Annotated in this window: 19 protein-coding genes; 11 read left to right on the top strand and 8 right to left on the bottom strand. The window is 63.3% G+C overall.

Annotation, left to right across the window (positions count from 1 at the left end):
* Positions 1 to 238: 238 nt before the first annotated feature.
* From cspE to WBN73_RS04545, 3 genes are all read left to right on the top strand, one after another.
* The gene (cspE, locus tag WBN73_RS04555; RefSeq protein WP_011773907.1) at positions 239 to 442 is read left to right on the top strand and encodes a transcription antiterminator/RNA stability regulator CspE; all 204 of its coding nucleotides are present in this window, start codon (positions 239 to 241) and stop codon (positions 440 to 442) included.
* A gap of 483 nt (positions 443 to 925) precedes the next feature.
* Positions 926 to 3,493, top strand: a complete 2,568-nt coding sequence (locus tag WBN73_RS04550; RefSeq protein ID WP_337339478.1) for a LuxR C-terminal-related transcriptional regulator — start codon at positions 926 to 928, stop codon at positions 3,491 to 3,493.
* 69 nt (positions 3,494 to 3,562) lie between these two features.
* Positions 3,563 to 4,816, top strand: coding sequence for an APC family permease (locus tag WBN73_RS04545; RefSeq protein ID WP_337339479.1), 1,254 nt, complete (start codon positions 3,563 to 3,565; stop codon positions 4,814 to 4,816).
* Here the strand turns inward: WBN73_RS04545 and WBN73_RS04540 are convergent.
* The 6 genes from WBN73_RS04540 to WBN73_RS04515 all read right to left on the bottom strand — a co-directional run bounded on the left by WBN73_RS04540 (position 4,813) and on the right by WBN73_RS04515 (position 12,604).
* The gene (locus tag WBN73_RS04540; protein ID WP_337339480.1) at positions 4,813 to 6,084 is read right to left on the bottom strand and encodes an MFS transporter; all 1,272 of its coding nucleotides are present in this window, start codon (positions 6,082 to 6,084) and stop codon (positions 4,813 to 4,815) included. The two genes, WBN73_RS04545 and WBN73_RS04540, sit on opposite strands and share 4 nt — an antisense overlap.
* A 310-nt stretch (positions 6,085 to 6,394) precedes the next feature.
* Positions 6,395 to 8,584 carry a M48 family metalloprotease gene (locus tag WBN73_RS04535; protein WP_337339481.1) on the bottom strand — a complete coding sequence of 730 codons (2,190 nt, stop codon included), beginning with the start codon at positions 8,582 to 8,584 and terminating at the stop codon, positions 6,395 to 6,397.
* A gap of 27 nt (positions 8,585 to 8,611) precedes the next feature.
* Positions 8,612 to 9,112, bottom strand: a complete 501-nt coding sequence (locus WBN73_RS04530; RefSeq protein ID WP_337339482.1) for a hypothetical protein — start codon at positions 9,110 to 9,112, stop codon at positions 8,612 to 8,614.
* 160 nt (positions 9,113 to 9,272) lie between these two features.
* Positions 9,273 to 10,022 carry a tyrosine-protein phosphatase gene (locus WBN73_RS04525; RefSeq protein ID WP_337339483.1) on the bottom strand — a complete coding sequence of 250 codons (750 nt, stop codon included), beginning with the start codon at positions 10,020 to 10,022 and terminating at the stop codon, positions 9,273 to 9,275.
* 24 nt (positions 10,023 to 10,046) lie between these two features.
* Entirely contained in the window at positions 10,047 to 11,441 is a 1,395-nt protein-coding gene (locus WBN73_RS04520; protein WP_337339484.1) for a UDP-glucose dehydrogenase family protein, read from the bottom strand.
* Positions 11,438 to 12,604 (bottom strand): glycosyltransferase family 4 protein, encoded by a 1,167-nt coding sequence (locus WBN73_RS04515; RefSeq protein WP_337339485.1) that lies wholly within the window; start codon positions 12,602 to 12,604, stop codon positions 11,438 to 11,440. Before WBN73_RS04515 ends, WBN73_RS04520 begins: the two co-directional genes overlap by 4 nt.
* A gap of 137 nt (positions 12,605 to 12,741) precedes the next feature.
* On the opposite strand from WBN73_RS04515, the gene WBN73_RS04510 reads away from it, so the two are divergent.
* A complete protein-coding gene (locus tag WBN73_RS04510) occupies positions 12,742 to 14,643 on the top strand; it encodes an FG-GAP-like repeat-containing protein (RefSeq protein ID WP_337681300.1) in 1,902 nt (633 codons plus the stop codon).
* A gap of 150 nt (positions 14,644 to 14,793) precedes the next feature.
* Here the strand turns inward: WBN73_RS04510 and WBN73_RS04505 are convergent, their stop codons facing one another.
* Positions 14,794 to 15,222: a MerR family transcriptional regulator gene (locus WBN73_RS04505; RefSeq protein WP_207596712.1), complete on the bottom strand. Its 429-nt coding sequence runs from the start codon at positions 15,220 to 15,222 to the stop codon at positions 14,794 to 14,796.
* Positions 15,223 to 15,363: 141 nt separating this feature from the next.
* Between WBN73_RS04505 and WBN73_RS04500 the strand changes: the two genes are divergently transcribed.
* The 5 genes from WBN73_RS04500 (at position 15,364) to WBN73_RS04480 (ending at position 19,732) form a co-directional block, all read left to right on the top strand.
* Complete coding sequence (locus WBN73_RS04500; RefSeq protein WP_207596713.1) at positions 15,364 to 15,786, top strand: Hsp20/alpha crystallin family protein; 423 nt, start codon at positions 15,364 to 15,366, stop codon at positions 15,784 to 15,786.
* Between the two features lie 226 nt (positions 15,787 to 16,012).
* Positions 16,013 to 16,417, top strand: a complete 405-nt coding sequence (locus WBN73_RS04495; RefSeq protein WP_207596714.1) for a J domain-containing protein — start codon at positions 16,013 to 16,015, stop codon at positions 16,415 to 16,417.
* On the top strand, positions 16,414 to 16,791 hold the full coding sequence (locus WBN73_RS04490; protein ID WP_207596715.1) for a hypothetical protein: 378 nt from the start codon (positions 16,414 to 16,416) through the stop codon (positions 16,789 to 16,791). Before WBN73_RS04495 ends, WBN73_RS04490 begins: the two co-directional genes overlap by 4 nt.
* A gap of 152 nt (positions 16,792 to 16,943) precedes the next feature.
* Positions 16,944 to 17,981 carry a VOC family protein gene (locus WBN73_RS04485; protein ID WP_337339487.1) on the top strand — a complete coding sequence of 346 codons (1,038 nt, stop codon included), beginning with the start codon at positions 16,944 to 16,946 and terminating at the stop codon, positions 17,979 to 17,981.
* Between the two features lie 419 nt (positions 17,982 to 18,400).
* The gene (locus WBN73_RS04480) at positions 18,401 to 19,732 is read left to right on the top strand and encodes a cell division protein PerM (RefSeq protein WP_207596717.1); all 1,332 of its coding nucleotides are present in this window, start codon (positions 18,401 to 18,403) and stop codon (positions 19,730 to 19,732) included.
* A 43-nt stretch (positions 19,733 to 19,775) separates the two neighbouring features.
* Here WBN73_RS04480 and WBN73_RS04475 read toward each other — a convergent pair whose 3' ends face one another.
* Positions 19,776 to 20,225: a hypothetical protein gene (locus tag WBN73_RS04475; RefSeq protein ID WP_337339488.1), complete on the bottom strand. Its 450-nt coding sequence runs from the start codon at positions 20,223 to 20,225 to the stop codon at positions 19,776 to 19,778.
* An 11-nt stretch (positions 20,226 to 20,236) separates the two neighbouring features.
* On the opposite strand from WBN73_RS04475, the gene purN reads away from it, so the two are divergent.
* Together purN and WBN73_RS04465 are read left to right on the top strand one after the other, a co-directional pair.
* Positions 20,237 to 20,806, top strand: a complete 570-nt coding sequence (gene purN / locus WBN73_RS04470; RefSeq protein ID WP_337339489.1) for a phosphoribosylglycinamide formyltransferase — start codon at positions 20,237 to 20,239, stop codon at positions 20,804 to 20,806.
* A 154-nt stretch (positions 20,807 to 20,960) separates the two neighbouring features.
* Positions 20,961 to 21,896 (top strand): hypothetical protein, encoded by a 936-nt coding sequence (locus tag WBN73_RS04465; RefSeq protein ID WP_337339490.1) that lies wholly within the window; start codon positions 20,961 to 20,963, stop codon positions 21,894 to 21,896.
* Positions 21,897 to 21,914 lie beyond the last annotated feature (18 nt).

Raw genomic sequence — 21,914 nt, 5'->3', positions numbered from 1 at the left:
CGCGCTCGTCCCCTCAAATCGATCGTCCAGAAACATCCGATGGATAAATATTTCCCAGCACTAGCTATCTGCTCAGAACTCTGTAGACTTGATGGTGTTGTTGTGTTTGGCATTTGGTAGTTCAGGCAGTCCCCACGGTCCCTCTGGATCGTGACCTTCTGAAGTAACGGTGGAGAACACCCCACACCGGAGACCCGAAAGTCGGGAGCATCTCCACCTTCAGTAAGGACTGAAAAAAATGGCTACAGGTACCGTAAAATGGTTCAACTCCGAAAAGGGCTTCGGCTTCATCTCTCCTGAAGATGGCAGCCAGGACGTTTTCGCTCACTACTCTGCGATCAACTCCTCGGGCTACCGCTCCCTCGAAGAGAACCAGAAGGTTTCCTTCGACGTCGAGCAGGGCCCCAAGGGTCCCCAGGCAGTAAACATCCAGGCTATCTAGTCTTCGGATAACAAAGAAGCAGGGCCGGTCATTGACCGGCCCTGCTTTTGTTTGCCCACGTGCAGGTGATCCCGGCCTTGCAGCAGCGCCGGGTGCGTCCCACTGGGGGTGTAGCAAGCCCATGCTAAAACAGGCTGAGACTCGCTTGCGCGTCCGAAGGGAACATACTTACTAATCCAATAAACCTCGATCGAACACATATCCACATAGCGAATTACACCCATGTAACTCTCGCTCAGCCCTCCGTAGCGTTGGAGATAATCCACCCACAGAGCTGAGGGAGCATCCCATGGATCACCTGATTTCCGAACAGCCCCACCACCTAGACGAGTCCCGCCACCACCTATATTTGCCCAAATCACCACCTAGATGGACCCAAATTGGCCTGTGCAAGGCCGTTTTGCCACCTAGTCCCGATTTCTCGATCTAGCCTGCGAAGTGAGCCGCATGTCGGGCATCCACAGAAACAGAAGGTTGGGTCGAGTGTTCGATTCTGAGGTTCAGCGAATCCTCGACTTTGTCGCACGCGGAATCGGAGTGCGGGTCGTCGGTGCTCCGGGGAGCGGCAAAACGTCCGTGGTCCGCAGTGTGATGAGCAATCTGGAAAAGACCGGAGTAGCCGTTCACTTCATCACCGGACTGCGCACGCACCGCACCCTCCCCTTCGCGGCCATCAAAGGACTGGGGCTGGACTTGCGGCCCGGCCGCAGCGGCGTCTTCGACATCGCGGACGTGCTGACCAGCCAACTGGCCACCAACGGGAAGCACCTGCTCGTCGTCGACGACCTTCACCTCGTTGACAGCGAATCACTGGCAGTCCTGGAGGCGGTTCGGCGCCGATCCACCTGCCCTATGGTGGCCACGGCGCCCGAGACCTGGGCATTCTCCAAAGGCCAGCTGGCCATCCTCAACAATGGCCGCGAGGCACACCTGCAGCTGGACCCGCTCCACTACGAGCAGGTTCACATGCTGATCGCCCAAGTCCTCGGTGCCCCAGCGGACGCAGACACCACAGCCCGGATACTCACCAAGTCCGCCGGTAACCCCCGACTCATTGTGCGGATTGCCGAGACCGCTTCCCTGAGCAACCTCTTGGTCATGAAGGATAAGCAGTGGGGGATGAGCACCAACACCCTCTGGAACGAGCACCTGCGGGGGACACTTGAGTCGCTCCTGGCGGAGCTCAGCGCCGATGAGTTCACGGCGCTGCACACCATGGCAATCCTCGGCACCGCTCGTGTGGACGTCCTGCAGAAGGTCATCGAGCCCGACGCCCTGGAAGGTCTCGAACGCAGGGGATTCCTCTCCGTCATGGACGATCACCACAACGGCTCCATCGCCGCCATCAGCCCACCCGTCATCGCTGACTACTTCCGCGGCAACAAGAACCTTAGGGACCGGAAACTGCTGCGACGAAAGATCGCCGGCGTTCTGGAGGCCGCGCCGCGCGCGGAACAGGAAAACCAAACAACGGCAGACTGCCTCGTCCGGGTTTTGGCTACGCTGCGTCTGGAAAAGGGCGACGGCGACGCCGTCACCGCCCGCCACTTCCACGACCACAGTTCCGATCGTGAACGTATCCGTTTCGAGCGATGGGAAGCCAACAAGTCAGCCGCCAACGCTGCCTCCCTGCTTCGGATCTATTGGGGTGCTCCCGTGGATGTCCAACGGGCAGCCCGCGTCTGCAGTGAAACAACAACGTCCGACGCCGACCCCAAGGACGTCCTGTTTGTCACCATTACCCGCGCCATGCTCGCGGTCCACACCGGGCAAGGCCCAGGTGCCGCCGTCGACATCCTCCAAAAGTTCGCAGACGACAACCCGGACCATGCCGCGGAAGCCGCCCACGCGATCACCTTCCTGAGTGCCTCCCACGGAAGGGTCCCTTTGGACGCGTCAACAGGCGTGCTTGAAGGCAAGCCATCAGGGATGGGCAGCTTGGTCCACGGGCTGTTGGAGCTCTACCGCTTCAGGCCAGCGGCGGCCTACGACGCCGTCGACGGCCAGAACGATGACGACACCTTCTCCCACCTACGTCCTTTCATCCGCGGGTTCGCGCTGTTCGCTGCCGGACGCATCGAGGAATCCCTCGTCTTCGCCTTGGACTGGCGGGCCGAAGCACGCAAGAACCTGGACCAGTTCGGGGTGGTCACCAGCAGCTACGTCGCTGCCCACGGGCTGCTGTATCGCGGGCACTTTGAGGAAGCGGAGTACCTCATGAGCAGTGTCTTCGCCATGGGCCGGCCAGGCTTCGTGGTGGACGCCCTCTACGACGCGATGCTGCGCCTCGCGGGGCTCCGCCACGCAACCACCGCCACACCACCGGCCCTCTCGATTGCCGCGCAGGCGCGGACAGAAGTACCCGACGTCGGCCCTTTGCCGGGAATTGGAAAGGGAGCCTACGAACTGATTGCGCACGACAGCGCGCAACCTTCAACGTTCGACCGCAAGGCCGCCAAGCTCGTCAGGCGCCAGCTGAAGAGCGGCTACGTGCTGGAAGCCATGATGACGGCGCTCCTCTGCACGTGTCTGAACCCGGGACGTCCGGTTCTGGACCTGCTGCAGAAGATCCTGCGGGACAGTGGCATTACGGTTCACGATCAACTCATCGGCATTGCTACCGCCGTGGTTGAAGGAGACCACCAGCTCCTTGGTCTGCTGCTGAAGCACTACGAACCGGACATCGACACCTACCAGGTGGGGATGCTTCTCCGGGGTGCACTGAAGAGGCACGTCATCGAGGGGAATACTGCCGCAGCCGACGCCATGGCCCAGGCCTCGTCCATGTTCGCGGTCCGGTTCCCGTCAGCCAATGAGCAACTCTCCTTCAACTCGTTCAGGACCACGCCACTGACTGAGCGGGAGATCGAGGTTGCCGTCCTGGCGGGCCATCGCACCAACGTGGAGATCGCGGAGCACCTGGGCATCAGTGCCAGGACAGTGGAAAACCACATCTCCAACGCGCTGCGCAAGACAGGCGCTACGTCCCGCAACGGACTCTTCATGCTCGTCGGGAATTCACTTCCACCGCGAGGAGCCGGGATAAGCTGAAACCAATTCTCCCAACGCCGGTCTCCGACGCCACGCCCTGAGCCCGGCCCCTCAGCGTTAAGGGTGTCAGTGAACAACTCCCCGGCTTTGGCCCGCCGACTCGGCACGTTCGATGCTTCGCTTATCGGCTTGGGTTCCATGATCGGCGCTGGGGTGTTCGCAGCTTTCACCCCGGCCGCTGCCGCCGCGGGGTCCGGACTGCTGATCGGCTTGGTAGTGGCCGCATTCGTAGCCTTCTGCAACGCCACGTCGTCTGCCCAACTCGCTGCCAGATACCCGACCTCCGGCGGTACCTATATCTACGGACGGGAACGCCTGGGACCGTGGGCCGGGTTCCTTGCCGGCTGGGGTTTCATCATTGGCAAGACCGCCAGCGCGGCTGCCATGGCAATGACGTTCGCGGCCTATGCCGCACCGCAAGGGTGGGAACGTCCGGTGGCGATTGCCGCCGTCGTACTTCTGACAGCTGTGAACTATCACGGGGTTACCCGGACAGCTGGGCTGACCCGTGTCTTGGTGATCGCGGTGCTGGCGGCCCTGGCCATTGCTGTCACCGCAGTGTGGGGTGGGTCCGGCGTCGACTTTGGCGACTTTGCGGGGGAGGGGCTACTGGCGGAGGGCTGGTACGGGATCCTGCAGTCCGCCGGGTTGTTGTTCTTCGCGTTCGCCGGGTATGCGAGGATCGCGACCATGGGCGAGGAAGTCCGTGAGCCCAAGCGCACTATTCCCCGAGCGATCGGCATCGCCTTAGGCATCACGATTCTCATCTACGCCGTTATTGCGGTGACACTGCTCGCGGCACTCGGCCCGGAAGGTGTGGCTGCCACGCCCACACCGCTGGCTGAAGCAGTGGGCGCAGGAACCTTGGCGTGGGCGTCGCCTCTTGTTCGTCTGGGGGCCGCCGTCGCCTCGCTGGGTGCCCTGTTGGCTCTGGTTGCAGGACTCGGCCGCACGAGCCTGGCGATGGCCCGCGAACACGACCTCCCGCACTGGCTCTCTGCCGTGCACCCGAAATACAAGGTGCCTCATAGGGCCGAGGTAACTCTTGCCGTGGTGATCTGCCTGATCATTGCCGTGGCCGATCTTCGCGGGGCCATCGGCTTCTCGTCATTCGGTGTGCTGCTCTATTACTTGGTGGCGAACGTCGCTGCCTTCACCCAGCCGAGCGAGGATCGTCGCTACCCGAAGTTCCTGCAGGTGGCCGGCGCAGTTGCGTGCATTGTTCTGGTCGCGACGCTGCCGCCGTTGTCCGCCGGGCTGGGTGTGCTGATGTTCGTTGTTGGTATCGCTTACAGGGTGATCCGTCTGCGGGTCAGCCGCTAGGCGGCTGAGCGGGCGGGAACCGGCAAGAATCGGCGGATTGCAACAGCCGACACCACAGCGATAACGCCAGTGAACAGCCACGGCGAGGCGGCCGCCGTCGACGTCTGGTCAGCAAACTCGTATAACGGCGCCATGGCCGTGTTGCCGATCAGCACCATGGCACCCCCGCAACTGGCGAGGAGTCCGTAGTAGGCGCCGGTGGGTCGGCCGCCGGCGAAGTCCAGCACGAGCCGCATTGCCGTGGGAGTCGCGCACATGTTCCCCAGGCACAGGCCTGTGACGAGTGCCAGTGCCGGCAGAACCGGCAGCGAGGCGATGGGTGGCTGAGTAGCAAGGATTGCGACGGCGGTGAATCCTGCGGCTTTCAGACTGAGGCCTAAAGTCAGGGCGTTGCGCTCGCCGAATCGGCGCATGAGCTTGGCGACGGGCCACTGCAGTGTGACTGTCAACAACGAGGCGTACGCGAAAACCAAGCCGAGTGTGCCGGCGTCGAGACCGCTGCGTCGCAGCTCCACCGGGAGGCCGAAGTACAACTGATTGTGCGCCAGCAGGCTGACACTGAAGAAGCAGGCGAACGCCACAAAGCGCTTGTCGCGCAGGCAGGCCAGGAGCTGGTGTTTGGGGACTGCTGCGTCAGTTGGCTGTCCGCTGTGGTCGGCGCTTGGCAGGAAGCGCCAGAAGACGAAAGCCATGACCGCGAAGATGGCCGAGGCGACGTAGAGGGAGACTTCGAAGCCGAAACCCATGAGCAGGCTGCCGAGCAGTGGGCCAGCCACGGCGCCGAATTCGCCGACGATGACCAGCGAAGCGAAGAGGGTTGGCCGGTGTTTCCCGGACGGTTCGCGTCGTTCCTCGGCTGCGGCGACCAGGCTTTCGAGTGCGGGCGAGAACAACGCGCCACCGACGCCGGTGACGATCGCACCCGCGAGGAAGAGACTGAAATTGTCGGCCGCCGCCAACAGCAAATAGCCACTGACCCGGACGATGCACCCGGCGACCATGGTGTAGCGGGCGCCCCAGCGATCGGAGATGGCGCCGCCCACCAGGAACATCCCTTGCTGCGCGAACGTCCGTGCTCCCAGAACGACGCCGATGGCCACCGCGCTCATGGCGAAGTCGTTGGCCATGGTAAGGGCAATGAACGGCACCACAGAGTAGAACCCGATGTTGAAAATCAGCTGGCTGGAGAGCAGGAGCTTCGGGTTGGGCCTGGCTGGCCGTCCCCCGGTCTGGAGGGGTGTCTGGGTGGAGCTGGTGGCGGGTTTCATGAACGGCTTTCCTTGGCGGCAGGCACGTTCGAGATTATCAATAATCGTTCTCGTTTACTCCTGTGACGACTCGCGGCGTCTCTGGCTTGGGCACGACTCCACCTGGGGGTAGACGGGTGGAGCCGTGCCGTAGTGCCTCCTACGCCAAAGCGGGTGGGGCTCCCGCCGGACACCGGGACTCCCGCTTCGGAGGCACAAGAGGAGACTATGGCCCGTTTCACGGCACTAGGTGGCAAATCCGGGCAACTAGGTGCCGTCAGTGGAGAAATTAGGTGTTGGTGCGGAAGAAATAGGTGGTGACGGGGAGCGCCTAGGTGGTGGCCGCCCGGCCGCGTGGCTCAGCTGCCCGCGGCGTCCTGTTCGCCCGGTTCACCACCAAGCCGATCACCGCCTGCACCGCGAGGCGAAGAGTGACGGTGACGCTGACGACAATGAGGGAGATGGCGAACCCCCGCGCCATGGCCGGTGCCCAGATGCTCAGCAGCACGTCCCACGGCACTGAATCCGTGCTGGCCAACCAAAAGACAGCAACACCCATGGCACAGAGCGCCAGCGTCAGAGGTCCCGCGATGAAAGTAGTGGCAGGACCAGTAGCGGGATTTACCAGGCAGAGCACGGCTGACACGGAAGCCCAGCACAGCACCGTGGTGCTTACCCAGAGGAAATCGGCTTGGGAGGCGGCTTCCGCGGTCCTGATGGGACTGATCCGCAAGAGCTGCGACACGAGGAATATGCTCCCTGCGATGCCTGCCACCAAGCCCAGGATCAAAGGCAACCAGAACGAACTGCCGGGAGCCTTAAGGTGAGGGCGACGCTGGGAGTCAAGGCCGCCGTCGTCCTTGTTGTCGTCAAAGTACATCCAGTCACGGGCTTCACGTGCACGGAAGAACTGCCCATAACAAGCCGCGATGATGGCTGTGATGCCCAGCACCAGGGCAACGCCGATTCCCGGCCACTCGTCATAGCCGTACTGGATCCACAATGCGGCGCCCAACCATCCGAAGTTTGTGAGGGCAAGATCCAAGCTGTCGGCCATCCAGGTGGTGACCACAAAAGTTGCGGTGCTGAGCAACGCCACAGGCAGCCAGAAATGCCGGGGACGCCTGGCCAGGACTGCCAGCGGGAGACCTCTGCTGGCGAAACCTGCGCAGATGAACACTGTTCCGAGCCCGGCGATCATGGGAGCGACCAACGTCATGGGATCCACCGGTGCTGAAACGTCCTGCCCTATTCCCGCGAACGACAGGACTTGCCCCAGCGCCAGGCCCACGGCAACACCGACGGCAACCCTGAAGACACCCGGCAACCCGTGCCCCGACAGTGGAACCCCCGCACCCCGGGCCGAATGAGGGGATTCCGCCGGATAAGCGCCCGCTAACGCAACCGCGAACCGTGATCGCCAAAGATCAAGCCCGACGGTAAAACCGAGGAGCGATCCCGTCACCACCGCTGAAGCCCAGATGCCACCCAATACGACGCCGGATCCCGTCAGCAGGGCGGTGGCGGTTCCCACCACCAAGGGACCAAGAATCCCGGCGAGGGCACCGCCGCTCAGCGAGCGGAGGAAGTCGCTGGTGGCGGCTTTACTCGGAGCATTGAGGACAGCGAACCTCGCTTCGCGTGTCGGGTGGCGCATGCGCAGGCGCCGTATCCACGTGGCGGGAGTGCCGGGACCGAGAAGTCCCAAACTGGCGCTGACCTTCCCGTATGAGCCCTGCGCGGCCCGCAGGTCGGCATCATGCTCACGTGACCTGAGCAGCGCAGCTGTCACAGTCTCCACCACTACAGCCAGGAGGACCGCACGCCAGAGGTAGTACGGAAGCAGCGAAGGCCCTTCCCATATGGCGCCGGCGACGGGAACGAGAAGCGCCACCAGAGTCACGTACCACGAGCTCCGAGCCAGCCACGCCAATTCAACGTCGCGGTGACGGATATGCGCGAACTCATGGAGAACGACGCCGTCGGCCGGTCCGGGCCGTACAAGAAGACCGACAATTTTTGGCGGCAGGGCAACCGCCGTTGAGCCGGGCCTGCCGAAGGAGAAAGCATCTCCCATTCGTGCCGGACCGATGAATAGCTTCGGTACACGACGCAGGCCGGCCTCGGACGCCAATTGGCCGAAACGATCCACCACGGCGCTGTGTTTTGGCGCGGGCACCTGCAGGGCACGCCGCCGTCGAATCACTAGTGGAACAACAAACATGACGGCTACGGCAAACACTGCCATGACCCCCGCTCCGGCCAGAGACCACAGACCCCGCCTGATCTCCAGCGGCGCCGTGCATTGCTGTTGCTGGGCGAAATCCAGGGCCAAACACTTACCCAACTCCTGGACCCATTCCCTTCCAAGGACCACGTTGTGCATCCATGAGCCCACAAACAAGCCGACCGCCAGAAGCGCAGCAATGAAGAGAACATACAGGCCAGTGGTGGGTGCGGGGAGGGCGAGTACGTTAACCCGGCGACGATCAACTGCTGGCGCCAACGGCTTCTGGTCCATGCTGACCGCCTTCTAAGGGTTGGAGAGCTACCTGCTGAGGACCCCGAGGATTGCGTTTCCCAGCAGATCTGCCTTGGTTTCGTCGAGGCCAAGCCGTTTGGACTGCTCTTTTGCGGCGGCGAAGACGCGGTCGCGCTGTTCCGCGGTGAGTTCGATCGCTGCGCTGGTGGAATCCTGTGGGGAACCCAGCCGCAACACCCTGCGAACGGCTCCCGTCACTGCGGGTTTGGCGGCGTCCTTCACCGCGTCCTTGGCCACATCGCGGAGCAAGTCACCGAGGAAACCGATGATGAACTGGGCCACGGCGAGGGCAAAAGGTGCCAGCAAGGCCAGCTCCAGGCCGAAACCAACGGCCTCATCATTCTGAGCCGGGTTCAGAGTGGATTCAGGATCCGCGTAATACTCGTCGGCGACTTCGTCGAAGGTGAGCAATTCATCCGGGGCGGCCCGCTCGATCATCAGCCGGGCCAGTTCAGTGCTCACATCACGTGTCTCGCCCACTGGGATGTCCGTGCCAAGCTCTCCCATGGTGCCCCCTTGGTGAGAATCGAACAGACTCGGAGGTCTGCCGTGGGACACATTGTCCGCCTGACGATGGGGGACCACAAGACCATTGGCCCGTGCCGTCGAGCTTCGCCTTTCGATCAGCGGAACGGAGCCGCTGATCTGGCGTCAACTGGCTCGGCGACTAGCAACCGAGCGGAAGAATGGTGCCGCGCCAAGTGGCTAGGGCGGTGCGGTCGCGCTCGGGGAGGTCGGCGGCCTCGATGAATTCGTGAAGGTCCAACCCGGCCAAAGCCGTCCTGAAGGCTCCTTCGGTGGTGGTCCCGTGGCGCTCGCAGAGTTCGTTGAGTAGGGATTCGGCATTGTTTCTGTTGCTGCTGGCAGCGCGGACGTCGCCGAGCCTGACGGTTTCGAGGTAGTCATCTACGATTGCCTCGGTGCCGGCGTTCACGGCCGACAGCAGAATCATGGCAATAATTCCGGTCCTGTCCCTGCCACCCATGCAATGAAAGAGGACGCCGCCCGGCGGTGCGTTGAGTATGGCTGAGATAGCAGCCCCGGCTCGTTCGGGCATCTCATTGAGGTGGGGCAGGAAATACAGTGCCGTGCCCACCAAACCGTTGTCCCAGTAGCCAGCCCAGAACTCGGTGTTCTCAAGGCCGTCGAGATCCACGTTGATCGTGGTGAGCCAGGCCGGACGTTTCCGGGTGTCCTTTTCACGTTCCCCAGCTTGCCGAAGATCGACGACGGTTCGGATGCCCGCCTCGTAGACTTGCTCCCAGCCATCGGGGCTAATCCGGTCCACGTTGTCGCTCCGGAAAAACACCCCGTGCGGCGTCAGAGTTCCGTCTGCACGTTCCAAACCGCCAAGATCCCGGGCGTTGACCAGACCATCAACCCGGAGGGTACGGTCCTTCCTGCCAGACTCTTCCATGCCCCAAGTAAAGCAAAGCGGGCCCTACGCCCGCGCGTGCTTCTTCCCGCCGACACGCGTCGCAGCGGCACCCTCGCCCCGCTCCCCGGCAGTAACCGACGCCCCCGTCCCCAACCCGCGGACCGTCCACCCGGCACTCCGCCAGGCGTCAGCGTCCAGGACGTTTCGAGCGTCCAGCACCATCCGGCGTCGTACTAGGCCTCCCACAACGGAAGGTGACAGCGAGACGTATTCGTCCCACTCCGTTAGCAGCAGCACCAGTTCGGCGCCTTCGAGGGCGCGTTTTGTGTCGGCCTCGAAGCGGATTTGCGGGTAGCGGATCCAGGCGTTGTTGATGGCTTTGGGGTCCGTGACGGTGACGTGGGCGCCCGCGGCAGCGAGTTGCTGGGCGACGTCCAGGGCAGGGGAGTCGCGGATGTCGTCGGTGTCGGGCTTGAACGCTGCGCCCAGAATGGTCACCGTGCGGCCGGAGAGGAAGCCGCGGCACATCTCGCGGGCCACTTCCACGGCGCGGGAACGCTGGTCCAGGTTCACCGAATCAACCAGGGCCATCCACTCATCCACGGACGGCACCGACAGCTCGCGGGCCTGCGCACGGAACGACCGGATGTCCTTCGGCAGGCAGCCGCCACCGAACCCGAGCCCGGCGTGCAGGTATCGGTTGCCGATGCGCGGGTCCAGGCCCATCGCCTCGCTGAGCTCGCTCACGTCAGCGCCCGACGCGTCGCACAGCTCGGCCATCGCGTTGATGAAGCTGACCTTGGTGGCCAGGAACGCATTGGACGCCGACTTGATCAGTTCCGCCGTCGCGAAATTGCAGACGAGCCGCGGAATACCGGCGCTGATCAGCGGTTCGTACACGGCATCAAGCACGGCGGTGACCGGCGCGCCGGCAGCGGCACCCTTGCCGCCCGGGACGCCGTAAACCAGACGATCGGGAACCAGCGAATCCTTGACCGCAGTGCCCTGGCGCAGGAACTCGGGGTTCCAGCCGAGCAGCACATCGGAGCGCCGGGCCAGTATCGTGCGGAGCGTTTCCACCGTGCCTACCGGCACCGTCGATTTACCCACGACGGCGGCGCCCTTCGCCAGGTGCGGCAGGAGGCTCTTCGTGGCGCCCATCAAGTAGGAGAGATCGGCTGTGTCAGAGGTCTTGGACTGCGGTGTACCCACACAGAGGAAGTGCACCTGGGCCTCGGCGGCGGTGGAGAAATCGGTGGTGAACACGAGGCGGCCAGTGGTGCGCCCGTCCTGAAGGAGCTCGTCTAAACCCGGTTCATGGAATGGCGCCACAGCTTTGTTGAGCTGTTCAACCTTGGAGGAGTCGACGTCGATGCCCACCACACTGTGGCCCATCGAAGCGAGCGTTGCTGCATGGACTGCGCCGAGGTAGCCGCAGCCGATCACGGAAATCTTCATGAGGAGGGTCCTTTGCTTGAGGTGAGTTCTGTGGGCCTGTTTTCGCGGGAGAAGGAGGCGATGACTTCGGTGTAGTGCCGGACCAGATCGGCGCTGAGCACAGGCCACGTCCGCCCCTGGACCGAGGCGGTTGCTGCCGTCGCGAACGCGCGGCGCTTGGCGTCGTCGCCCATCAGGTCCTGGACGTATGCCCTGAGTTGGGTGAGGTTTCCGGGCTCGTACAGCCAGCCGGTGCGGGAGTTTTCGACCAAGTCCAAGGGCCCGCCGCGTCCGGTAGCGACCACTGGAACGCCCGATGCCATGGCCTCCTGGATGGTCTGGCAGAAGGTCTCGAACTCGCCGGGATGAACAAAGAGGTCAAAACCCGCGACCGCCTCAGCCAGTGCATCCCCGCCGAGGAAACCCGTGAATACAGCGTCTGGCAGCTGAGCTTCCAGCGCCGCACGCTGCGGGCCATCACCTACAATCACCAGCTTCGTGTTGGGTAGATCAGCCAGCACGGCAAGATCTTCAACCTGTTTCTCCACGGCGAGCCGGCCGACGTAGCCGATGATCCGGTGACCGTCGGGCGCTACTGAGCTGCGCCACGCCGTCGAGCGTTTGGCGGGGTTGAAGCGCGCGGTATCCACGCCGCGACGCCACATGTCCACACGCAGGATGCCTCGCCCGCGCAACTGGTTCAGCGCGAACGTGGAGGGCACAAGGGTTCGGGTGGCCAGGAGATGGATGTTGTCCACGCGGTTCCAGGCCCAGTTCTCCAGGAACGGCACGCCATAGCGGGCGGCGTAGCTGGGAACCTCGGTTTGGTAGATCGCCACGGTCGGGATGCCGAGTTGGTGGGCGGCCTGCACGGCGCGCCAGCCGAGGACGAACGGGGAGGCGAGATGAACAACATCGGGGGAGAAATCGGCAAGGATTCGCTTGACCCGATTCACACCACCCAACGCAACCCGCACATTCGTGTAGCCGGCCAGCGGCACCGAAGGAAGCCGGTGCACATACGCACCCTTCTCGACGCTCGAAACATCAGTGTCCGACGTCGACGGCGCGATCACCATCACCTCATCCCCGCGCTCTTGCAGATGCTCCAGCACCCGCAGGATGGAGTGGGTTACCCCGTTCATCAATGGCAGGAATGATTCGGCGACGATTGCGATCCTCACGCCTTCCACGGTGGTCGCGGCGGTTGGCGTGGCGGGTTCGAACGGGTGGCCTGTGGAGGAAGAGTTGGTTAACAGGTGGGGCTCCAGTTTGTCTCAGGGCGCGCGTAGACTCTGCTTCACCGACGCGCTGGGGCGTCATGACTTCTGGGGGTCTTGCCATGTTTGCTGCTGGGGACAATTCGCGCGCGCTTGGAGTACGACGGCGGCGCTGGGCGGCGGTGCGGTCAGTCGCTGTCGGTTTGGGCTTGGCGCTGTTCTTGGGAGCCTTCAGTTCGCCCGGATCGCCGGCTGTGGCTGATGCGGTGACGGACATCGTTCCTGTGGGCGACAAACCTGGTGCCATCGCCGTGAACCCTGTGACGAACAAGGCGTACGTTGCCTCATTCGAAGGCGTTTCGGTCATCAACGGAACGTCCGACGGAGGCCTCCTGTACTCGGGAGACATGCCTGTGGACGTTGCCGTGAACTCGGCGACCAATAAGATCTACGTCAGCGAGATCGGCGGCTCGGTTGCTGTTGTAAATGGGGTTTCCGGTGCCGTGACGTGGGTTCCCGTGGGGGCTGAGCCGGGTGTTGTGGCGGTGAACGAAACGACCAACAAGATCTACGTGGCCGTGAAGACCGGCATCACGATCATTGATGGGGCTACGAACACGACCACCTCTGTGCCATTCGACGGAGGTGCGCAGGACATCCTGGTGAATTCCGTGACGGACAAGGTCTATGTTCAGTCCAGTGGCACCATCAAGGTCATCAACGCCAGCGGCAATCTCTCGTCAACGATCGTCATCGGCGCCGGCATCTTGGGCGCAGCGATGAACGAGACAACGAACAAGCTTTACATCACGACGATCAGCAGGTTCGGGCCACGGCTCTCAGTGATCAACGGCGCAACCGACACCAGTGGAGTGAGCCTCACATTCTCGCAGACCGTCGGTACCCTCGCGGTTAATCCTGGGACGAACAAGATATACGTAGCCGCAGACAGTGCTTCAACGGACGGCTTTGTGAAAATCATTGATGGGGCGACCTTCACGGAAGTGACCACCATCAGCACCGCCACGCGTGTCAGCGAGATCGTCGTGAACCCCACGAGCAACAAGGTCTATGCGCCGACCAGCGGCGGGGGCACCGTCATCATCAATGGCCAGAGCAACAGCAGCTACGCCGTTTACACGGGCAGCGAGCCGGTCTCCGCTGCCGTCAACACCTCCACCAACAAGGCGTACGTCGTCAGCTACGGCACTGCTTCTGTGCGGATCATCGACGGGACCGTGGAGCAGCCTGTCAAGAATGATTTCAACCGGGACGGGTTCACGGACGTTTTGGCTCGGGAAGCTTCCGGCGTCCTGTGGCTCTACCCGGGGGATGGCTCGGGCGGGTGGCTGAATCGCGTTCAAGTAGGGCAGGGCTGGAACATCATGACGGCTCTGGTTACTCCCGGCGACTTCAACGGCGACGGGAATGCCGACGTCCTTGCCCGTGATGGCGGAGGGCTGCTCTGGCTCTACCCCGGCAACGGCTCGAGTGGTTGGCTGCCTCGTGTGCAGGTAGGCATGGGCTGGGCTGGCATGACCGCGATCGAGTCCGTCGGGGACTTCAACGGCGACACCTTCGTGGATATCGCTGCCCGTACCGCCTCAGGCGTTCTGTGGGTGTACCGAGGTAACGGCTCCGGCGGTTGGCTGTCTGCCATCCAGGTCGGTACGGGTTGGAACGGAATGTCCGAGATGACCGGCGTCGGCGACTTCAACAGCGACGGCACGCCCGATGTTGCTGCCCGGGACTCCTCCGGTGTGCTCTGGCTTTACCCAGGCAACGGCTCTGGTGGATGGCTGCCGCAGCGGGCTATTGGGCAGGGCTGGAACGTCATGAACTCGCTGCTTGGTCCCGGTGACTTCGACGGTGATGGACGTGCAGACATCCTCGCGCGGAACGCCGCGGGTGAGCTTTGGTTGTACGCGGGCAGTGGGGGAGCTGCATGGCCCACGGCTTCCCGCGTGGGTACGGGGTGGGGCGGGATGACGGCGATTCTGTAAAACAGGCGGCCAAAACGGGACGTGTCGACATCATGGTTTGATGCCACCTTCCATTCACCACATCCATTTGCCCTGTACTCCTTGACTTCTTCTCTTCGGTGGAGAGTGCTCAGGTCCGGGTCCCGGTCAGTGCACTGTTCACTCGCGGACTCAAGCGTCCCCTCCCCGCGCCCGCTTCAGATCCTTCCGCAGCCCCCGGTTATCAGCCCGGAGCTCCCGGTTGTCGTCAACCAGCCCACGGTTGTCCTCCGTCAGCCCTCGGTTCTCCGCCTCCAACTCGAGCACCAGCTTCACTCCGGCCAGGTTCAGCCCCTCATCCAGGAGTGCGCCGATCCTCCGTAGAGTCGCAAGGTCGTCCTCGCTGTAACGCCGGGTGCCGCCGTCGGTCCTTTCCGGGGTGACCAGCCCTTTGCGCTCGTACTGCCTGATGTTCTGCTGCCCCGTGCCAACCAGTTCCGCCGCCACTGAGATCGCGTAGACGCCGCGAGCGTCCCGGCCACCGGCAGAGGTGCCGTCCGCCCCGGAAGCAGCCGGGCCGCCGTCGTGCGTCTCCGCAGCAGCGCCGTCCGAACCTGCCATCAAGAACCTCCGAAAATCTTCCGAAAACCTACTTGCACTACTTTCTCACCAGTGCTATAAAAAATCTATACCAGCCACCACAGATCAGGGAAGGCTGGGAGAACAACAAATCAGCATCACGACCAGAGGAGTGAGAACAAAATGCTGATGCGCACTGACCCGTTCCGCGAATTCGACAGGCTCGCCCAACAGGTTTTTGGCACAACAGCACGACCTGCCGGAATGCCCATGGATGCCTGGCAGGAGGGCGAGGAGTTTGTCGTTGCCTTTGATTTGCCCGGTGTGAGCCCCGACTCCGTCGACCTCGACGTCGAGCGCAACGTCCTCACGGTCAAGGCAGAACGGAAGTCGCCGGCCGGCGAGAACTCAGAGATGATCGCCGCCGAACGTCCGCAAGGCGTCTTCAGCCGGCAACTGATCCTGGGCGACACCTTGGACACCGAAGGCGTCAAGGCCAGCTACGACGCGGGCGTGCTGACACTCCGCATCCCCGTCGCCGAAAAGGCCAAGCCGCGGCGCATCGAAATCACGTCCAACGAACAACGTCAAGAGATCAACGCCTAATCCTCTGCCCTGCCGGAAGGCTTCCCCGGGGGTGGCCAACCGGCAGGGCGCCGACCGGGAACAACGGAGGCGGCCGCATCGGAATAGTTGGGCGCAGGCTTCGTGCCACGTCACAGCGTTTTTTAGCGCACATGAAAGCGGTCCCCGCCCGTCGTCTCCCGATTGATGGCCCCCGGTTCACCCCGGGGGCCATCCCCAAGTCTGCTGCAGGAAACCGGAACCAACCGTGAGCGATCAACCTGACCACTACGCCACTTTGCACGTGTCGCCGGACGCGACGACCCGTGAGATCGCCCGCGCCTACCGCACGCTGCTCCGGACCCATCACCCGGATACACGCCAAAAGGTCGACGACGGCGACACCACCTCCGCGGCCGACCTCCAGGAACTGCATGCCATCATGCAGGCGTACGTCGTTTTGTCGGACCCAGGAAAGCGGGCGGCTTACGATCAGGCGCGGCGGAGCGGTGTGCCCGCAGGAAGGCCCGGAACGCCGGTCAACGTGCGAGTCCATCGACACGAACCAGCGGCCAGCAAGGAACCAGGGCGTCCCCAGCCGCCCTTGTCTTTCGGGCCAACCCGTTGGGAGCCTTCATCCAGAACCCTCAGAACACCAAGGAGCCATTCATGAGTGCCTGGCGTCCCTACGACGGCCACATCATTCCCGCGTTCTACGAACGGTTCGAGAAACGCTGGGGGAGGGGAACGGCTCCATTCCTGGACCCCGAGGTCCACGAACAGCCGATGCCCCGTGCCCAGTGGATCAACCCGGACACGGGCGCTGCGGTTGCTGTGGTGCCCATCTGGACCGACGACCCTGAGCATCGCTCATTTGGTGTGTTCTACCTCCCGCCGGCTGGGGACATCTGGATGCTCCGCCCCGGCCCCACCACGTTTCTGGAACCCAGTGCAGGGGCCAGCGGGGAGCAGGTGACACTCCGCAACGACGCTTTCAAGAAGGCCGTCAACCACGCCAAGGAGTTCATCTACGGGCCCCAGCTCTAGCGGGCTCACCCGAGGGGTTGGCTCTCGGCCCTAAGCGAGCCCTCAAAGTGCTGAGATGTAACCCCTCGGCGCTAGGAGCAAAAGCGGACGCATCCTGACCTCAAGTAGTCGTAGCCTGAAAGTACTGAACTCCCGACGAAGAGGACACAGTCATGACCGCGGCAAACCCGAGTATCAGCACAGTTCCCAGCGGCTACTCCAGCGTCAGTCCGTGGCTCATCACGCGTGACACCAACGCCCTCTTCGAGTTCATCACCGCAGCGTTTGGGGCAGAGGAGATCGACCGCGTCGTCGGGGAGGACGGCACCATCGGGCACGCGGAGGCGCGGATTGGCGACTCAGTAGTCCTCGCGTTCGACAGCCGACCGCACTGGCCCGAAACGCCGTCGTACCTTCGCCTGTACACGCACGACGCCGACGCCGCCTTCCACGCCGCCCTCGCCGCGGGTGCCACCGCGGTTTCGGTCCTCGACAACAGCGCCTGGGGTGATCGCGGCGCCCGCGTCCAGGACCCGTTGGGCAACGTCTGGTGGATCATGTCGCACATGGAGGACGTCTCCGACGACGAAGCGGCCAGCCGCTGGGACGCCCCGGAATACGCCGCCGGAATGGAGTACGCGGTCGAATCCCTCCGACGGCATATGACCGGTCAGCCGGATGCGCCGGTCCCGGATGAGGTCAAGGCGATGGCTCCGGTGACACGTACCGAAGGAGTCCCTGCCGTCCCGGCCGGATATCGATCCGTTGAGCCCTGGATAATCTCGCGCAGCACTCCGGAACTCCTCGATTTCATCACGGCTGCGTTCGGCGCCAAGGAAGCGTTTCGCGTCCCGATGGAGGATGGGTCGATCGGGCACGCTGAAGCCAAGATCGGCGACTCGAACATCCTCGCCTTCGATTCCCAGCCCGACTGGCCTCCTACTCCTGCTTTCCTGCGGGTCTACGTCGACGACGGCGATGCCGCCTTCGCTGCTGCCCTCGCCGCTGGTGCCACGGCAGTCACGAATATGACGGAGATGTTCTGGGGAGACGTAGTGGGCCGGGTCCGGGATCCGTTGGGAAACCTTTGGTGGATCCACTCCCGCGTTGCTGAGCCCACCGAAGAAGAGGCCTACGAGCGGATGATGGATCCGAAGTTCGTGAAAGCCATGGAGTACGTGTCGGGAGTGGACTTCTTCGCGAAGGGTTAGCTCTCGGCCGTAAAGCAACCACCCGCCGTCGTACTTCTCGCCGAGGGGTCAGCTCTCGGCACTAAGCGAGCCCCAAAGTGCCGAGACGTCGCCCCTCGGGGCAAAGGTGGGGGACACAAAGAAGGCTGGTGCAGCCTAAGGAGAGAATCCCGAGGCGGCTGCACCAGCTGCTAGTACGACTTTCTGTTATGAGTTGTGACACCTATCCATTGGCCGCTCCTAGTTCCCGGCTTCGATTGTTTCCGGGCCTTGCAAAGTCTGTGCAGGTGGGGGCGGAGCTGAGATGGTCGGTGAGGGCTCCGTGCCCCGGGAGAACACCTCCCATTTTACGGCGGCTTCGTGGAAAAAGCGCTGGAATTCGCGGTATTTCAGGGGCGCCTGCGGGGTGGGAGCGGCCTGCCGTGGCACGATAGATCACGATGAAACTGCGCGCTGATCAGACCGGAAACCGTGGCCTCCCGATGCCCCTTTGGCTGCAGGGTGGTTTGGAAGCGGCGCAGGCAGCGTTCATTTCGGCCATCGTTGTGGTGTTGCCGCTGGTGGGAGTGTGGGCAACCGATGGTTTCCAGGACCGGAACGTCGACTCCCTGGCCCGTTTGGGCGGCCAGGCGTGGCTGCTGATCCATGGTGTTCCGCTGGAGCTGGCGCAGGTCAATATCGGGACTGCGGCCCAGCCGGGGTCGGGTCTGCTGTCCCTCATTCCGCTGGGGTTGACGCTCATCCCGTTCCTGCTTGCGTGGCGTGCGGGTCGTCGGCTCGCCCGGGCCTCCTACACCGACCAACTGTGGCAGGCATTCCTCGGCGCTTTCGTTGTGTACGCGGCGTTCGGGGCAGCCACCGGCTTCGTGTGCCGCACCCCTGAAGTAGTCATCAACCTCTGGTTCGCCATGACCATCCCCCTGGTTTCCTTCGGCCTTGGCATGATTGTGGGCGCTCGGCGAGAGGCCGGTTCGTGGAGCCGACTGATCGGCGTCGACGCCGTTGCGTGGCTCGCGAAGACCAGCCAGCATTCGCGCTGGGCGGGCTCCTACGTGGGCTCGGCGTTGAAGGCCGGATTCGTCGCGGCGATGGCTTCGGTCTGTTTGGCTGCTGTCCTGCTGGCCGTCACCATCGTGTGGCACTGGACGGACATCATCGCCGTCTACGAAGGAATCCAGGCCGGCGCCCTCGGGGGAGCCGTGCTCACCATCGCGCAGCTGGGCTTCCTGCCGAACCTCGTCATTTTCGCTCTTTCATGGTCCACCGGCGCGGGCTTCTCGCTCGGCGTCGGCTCCACGGCGGGTCCGCTTGGTACGGCGGTCGGGCCGCTCCCGGCCGTTCCGGTCCTCGGTGCCCTCCCCGCAGGACAGCTCGACGCCGGCGCCATGGCACTCGCGCTGCCAGTCGTCGCCGGTATCCTCGCGGGCTGGTGGTTCCTCCGCGAAGGCGAGAACCACTTTGACGAGTGGCTCTCCATCAAGATCAAAGCCCGATGGTTCACAGCTGCCGCCTCAACCCTGTTCCTGGGTGTGTTCATTGGCGCCGTTGCGGGGCTCCTTGGTGGTGCCTTGGCGTGGATCTCCCGCGGTTCGGCAGGGATTGGGCGGCTCACGGAAATCGGACCCCACCCGCTGTGGACGGCAGTCTGGCTGGCCGCGGAAGTGGGTATCGGCGTCGTGATTGGCTACGCAGTGGGGCCGTGGCTGGAACGCAGCCAGAAGCAGCGCGAAGCGAACCTCGACGAAGCAGCGTACGACGACGAACACGCCTGAGCTGGTCCTCTTCCGTCAGCGCTGGCTACTGCCGCGACCGGCGTTAGCGAAGCGGTCCAGGCATGGAGTTCTCGAGCTGCGTCAGGCACTGCGTCTTGGCGGATTCCGTCAGCGCCCCACGCGAGCAGTCCTGGTACTGGCTGACCTGGTTGAAGAAGAGCACCGACGTCAGGATGAGCAGGCACATCACGGCCGTGACCACCAGGCCTGAGATCGTCCCGAAGAGAATCAGCCGGGGGTGCTTGTACTTCAGCGTGCGGACCAGGACGACGATCCCCAGCACCATACCCGCGAGCGTCAGAATGGCGCTCAACCACACATAGTTCACGTTCAGGGAGAACACGAAGAACGCGCCCAACGCCGTCAAAAGGAATGCACGGAACAGGATCTGGGTCTTGCTGAGGGCGGACTTTTCGGCCTCGGAGCGGGGTTGCTGGCTCGGCTTGGGACCGACGTCGGGATTCATGTTTTCCAGCCTACGCGAGCCGCCCATAAGCTAGTGCAATGCGCATTGTTGTCCTCGTCTCCGGTACCGGTTCCAATCTTCAGGCAGTCATCGACGCCGTGAAGTCGGGTGAACTGGATGTCGAGATCGCCGCCGTGGGCGCCGACCGCCCCGACACGTACGGCGTGGAGCGCTCCGATGAGGCCGGCATTGAGACCTTCGTGGTCAACTTCAATTCCTTCGAAACCCGCGCTGAGTGGGACACCGCCCTCCGCGACAAGGTGCTGTCCTACTCGCCGGACGTCGTGGTGTCCTCCGGGTTCATGAGGATCGTCAGCGAAGACTTCATCAACGCTTTCGACGGCAAGTACGTCAACACACACCCCGCGCTGCTTCCGTCCTTCCCGGGCGCCCACGGAGTACGCGATGCCATTGCGTACGGCGTGAAGGTCACGGGCTGCACCGTTCACTGGGCCGACGCCGGCGTGGACACCGGGCCCATCATCGCCCAGGAAGCCGTCGCAGTGCTTCCGGAGGACTCCGAGGAATCCCTGCACGAGCGCATCAAGGTAGTGGAGCGCCGCCTGCTGGTCCAGACCCTGCGGGACCTCGCAGCCGCCCCCGCGTAGCGCGCCCCACCCGCGTAGGTCCCCACCCAACTGAGTAACAGCAAGTGTTCCACTCAGCCCTGAGTAGAGCGTTTGCTGTTACCTAGTTGGGTGGCAGGAACGAAAGGCTGTGGATAACGCCCCACGCTCCCGGCACATTTGCCAGCATGGGCTGATGAAGATCCCGCGGCCGCTCCCGGCAGACCTCACTTCGAAGCCCTTTACAAGGCAGGAAGCGCTCGACGCCGGAGTGTCAGTTGGGCGACTGCGTTACCGGGATCTGGACTCGCCAAGCCGTCAGATATATGTACCCGGCTCCGTTGACGAGTTGCAGTTGACCGATCGCGCCAGACCCTTGACGTTGGTCACGCCGTTCTCCGCGGCTTCGCATGCGACGGCGTTCCTTCTTTGGGGGTTTCCCGGATTCCTCCCACGCAGCCATGAGCCGGGTATTCACATTTCGCGACCTGACACCGTCGGAATCCCGCGCCGCCGGGGCGTGATCGGGCATAGGGGACAGTTCTTCGAAGACGAGATCACCACTTTGGATGGAATGTACATCACCAGCCGGGCCAGGACGTGGCTGGACTGTGCCCGGAGAATGGATATTGACGAGATCACTGTCGTGGCTGACCATCTGTTGCGTGTGCCCAAGCCGGAATTTGAAGGACGCAGTTCCCCGTATTGCACCATGGATGAGCTCGAAGAGATGCTTGACCGGCACTGGGGGACACCGGGTATCCGAAAGGCCCGCCCCGCCTTGGAACAAGCTTGCGTGGGTGCCGACTCCGCACCCGAAACGCGACTTAGGCTGGCGCTGAACAGGGCTGGGCTGCCCACAGCGGAAGTCAACGTGCCCACGGAACTGAGTCCCGGCGTCGTACGTCAACCGGACCTGGCGTATCGCGAACAGCGTGTTGCCGTGGAATACGAAGGTGAGGGTCATTCAGATCCGGAGCAGATTGTCCGGGACATAGCCCGTGAGGAAGACTTCAGCCGCGCAGGATGGACCTTGGTGAGGATCTCAAAGCGGCACATGGGCAACGACGCGAGGTCCGCCGTGGCCAAAGTGCGCAGGGCGCTCGAACAACGCGGCTGGGCTCCCAACTAGGTAACAGTAAACGTCCCA

This window comes from Paenarthrobacter sp. CCNWLY172, assembly GCF_037402035.1.
Taxonomy (GTDB): Bacteria; Actinomycetota; Actinomycetes; order Actinomycetales; family Micrococcaceae; genus Arthrobacter.
The sequence above is the reverse complement of the archived record's forward strand: the minus strand, read 5'-3'. Positions and strand labels throughout refer to the sequence as shown.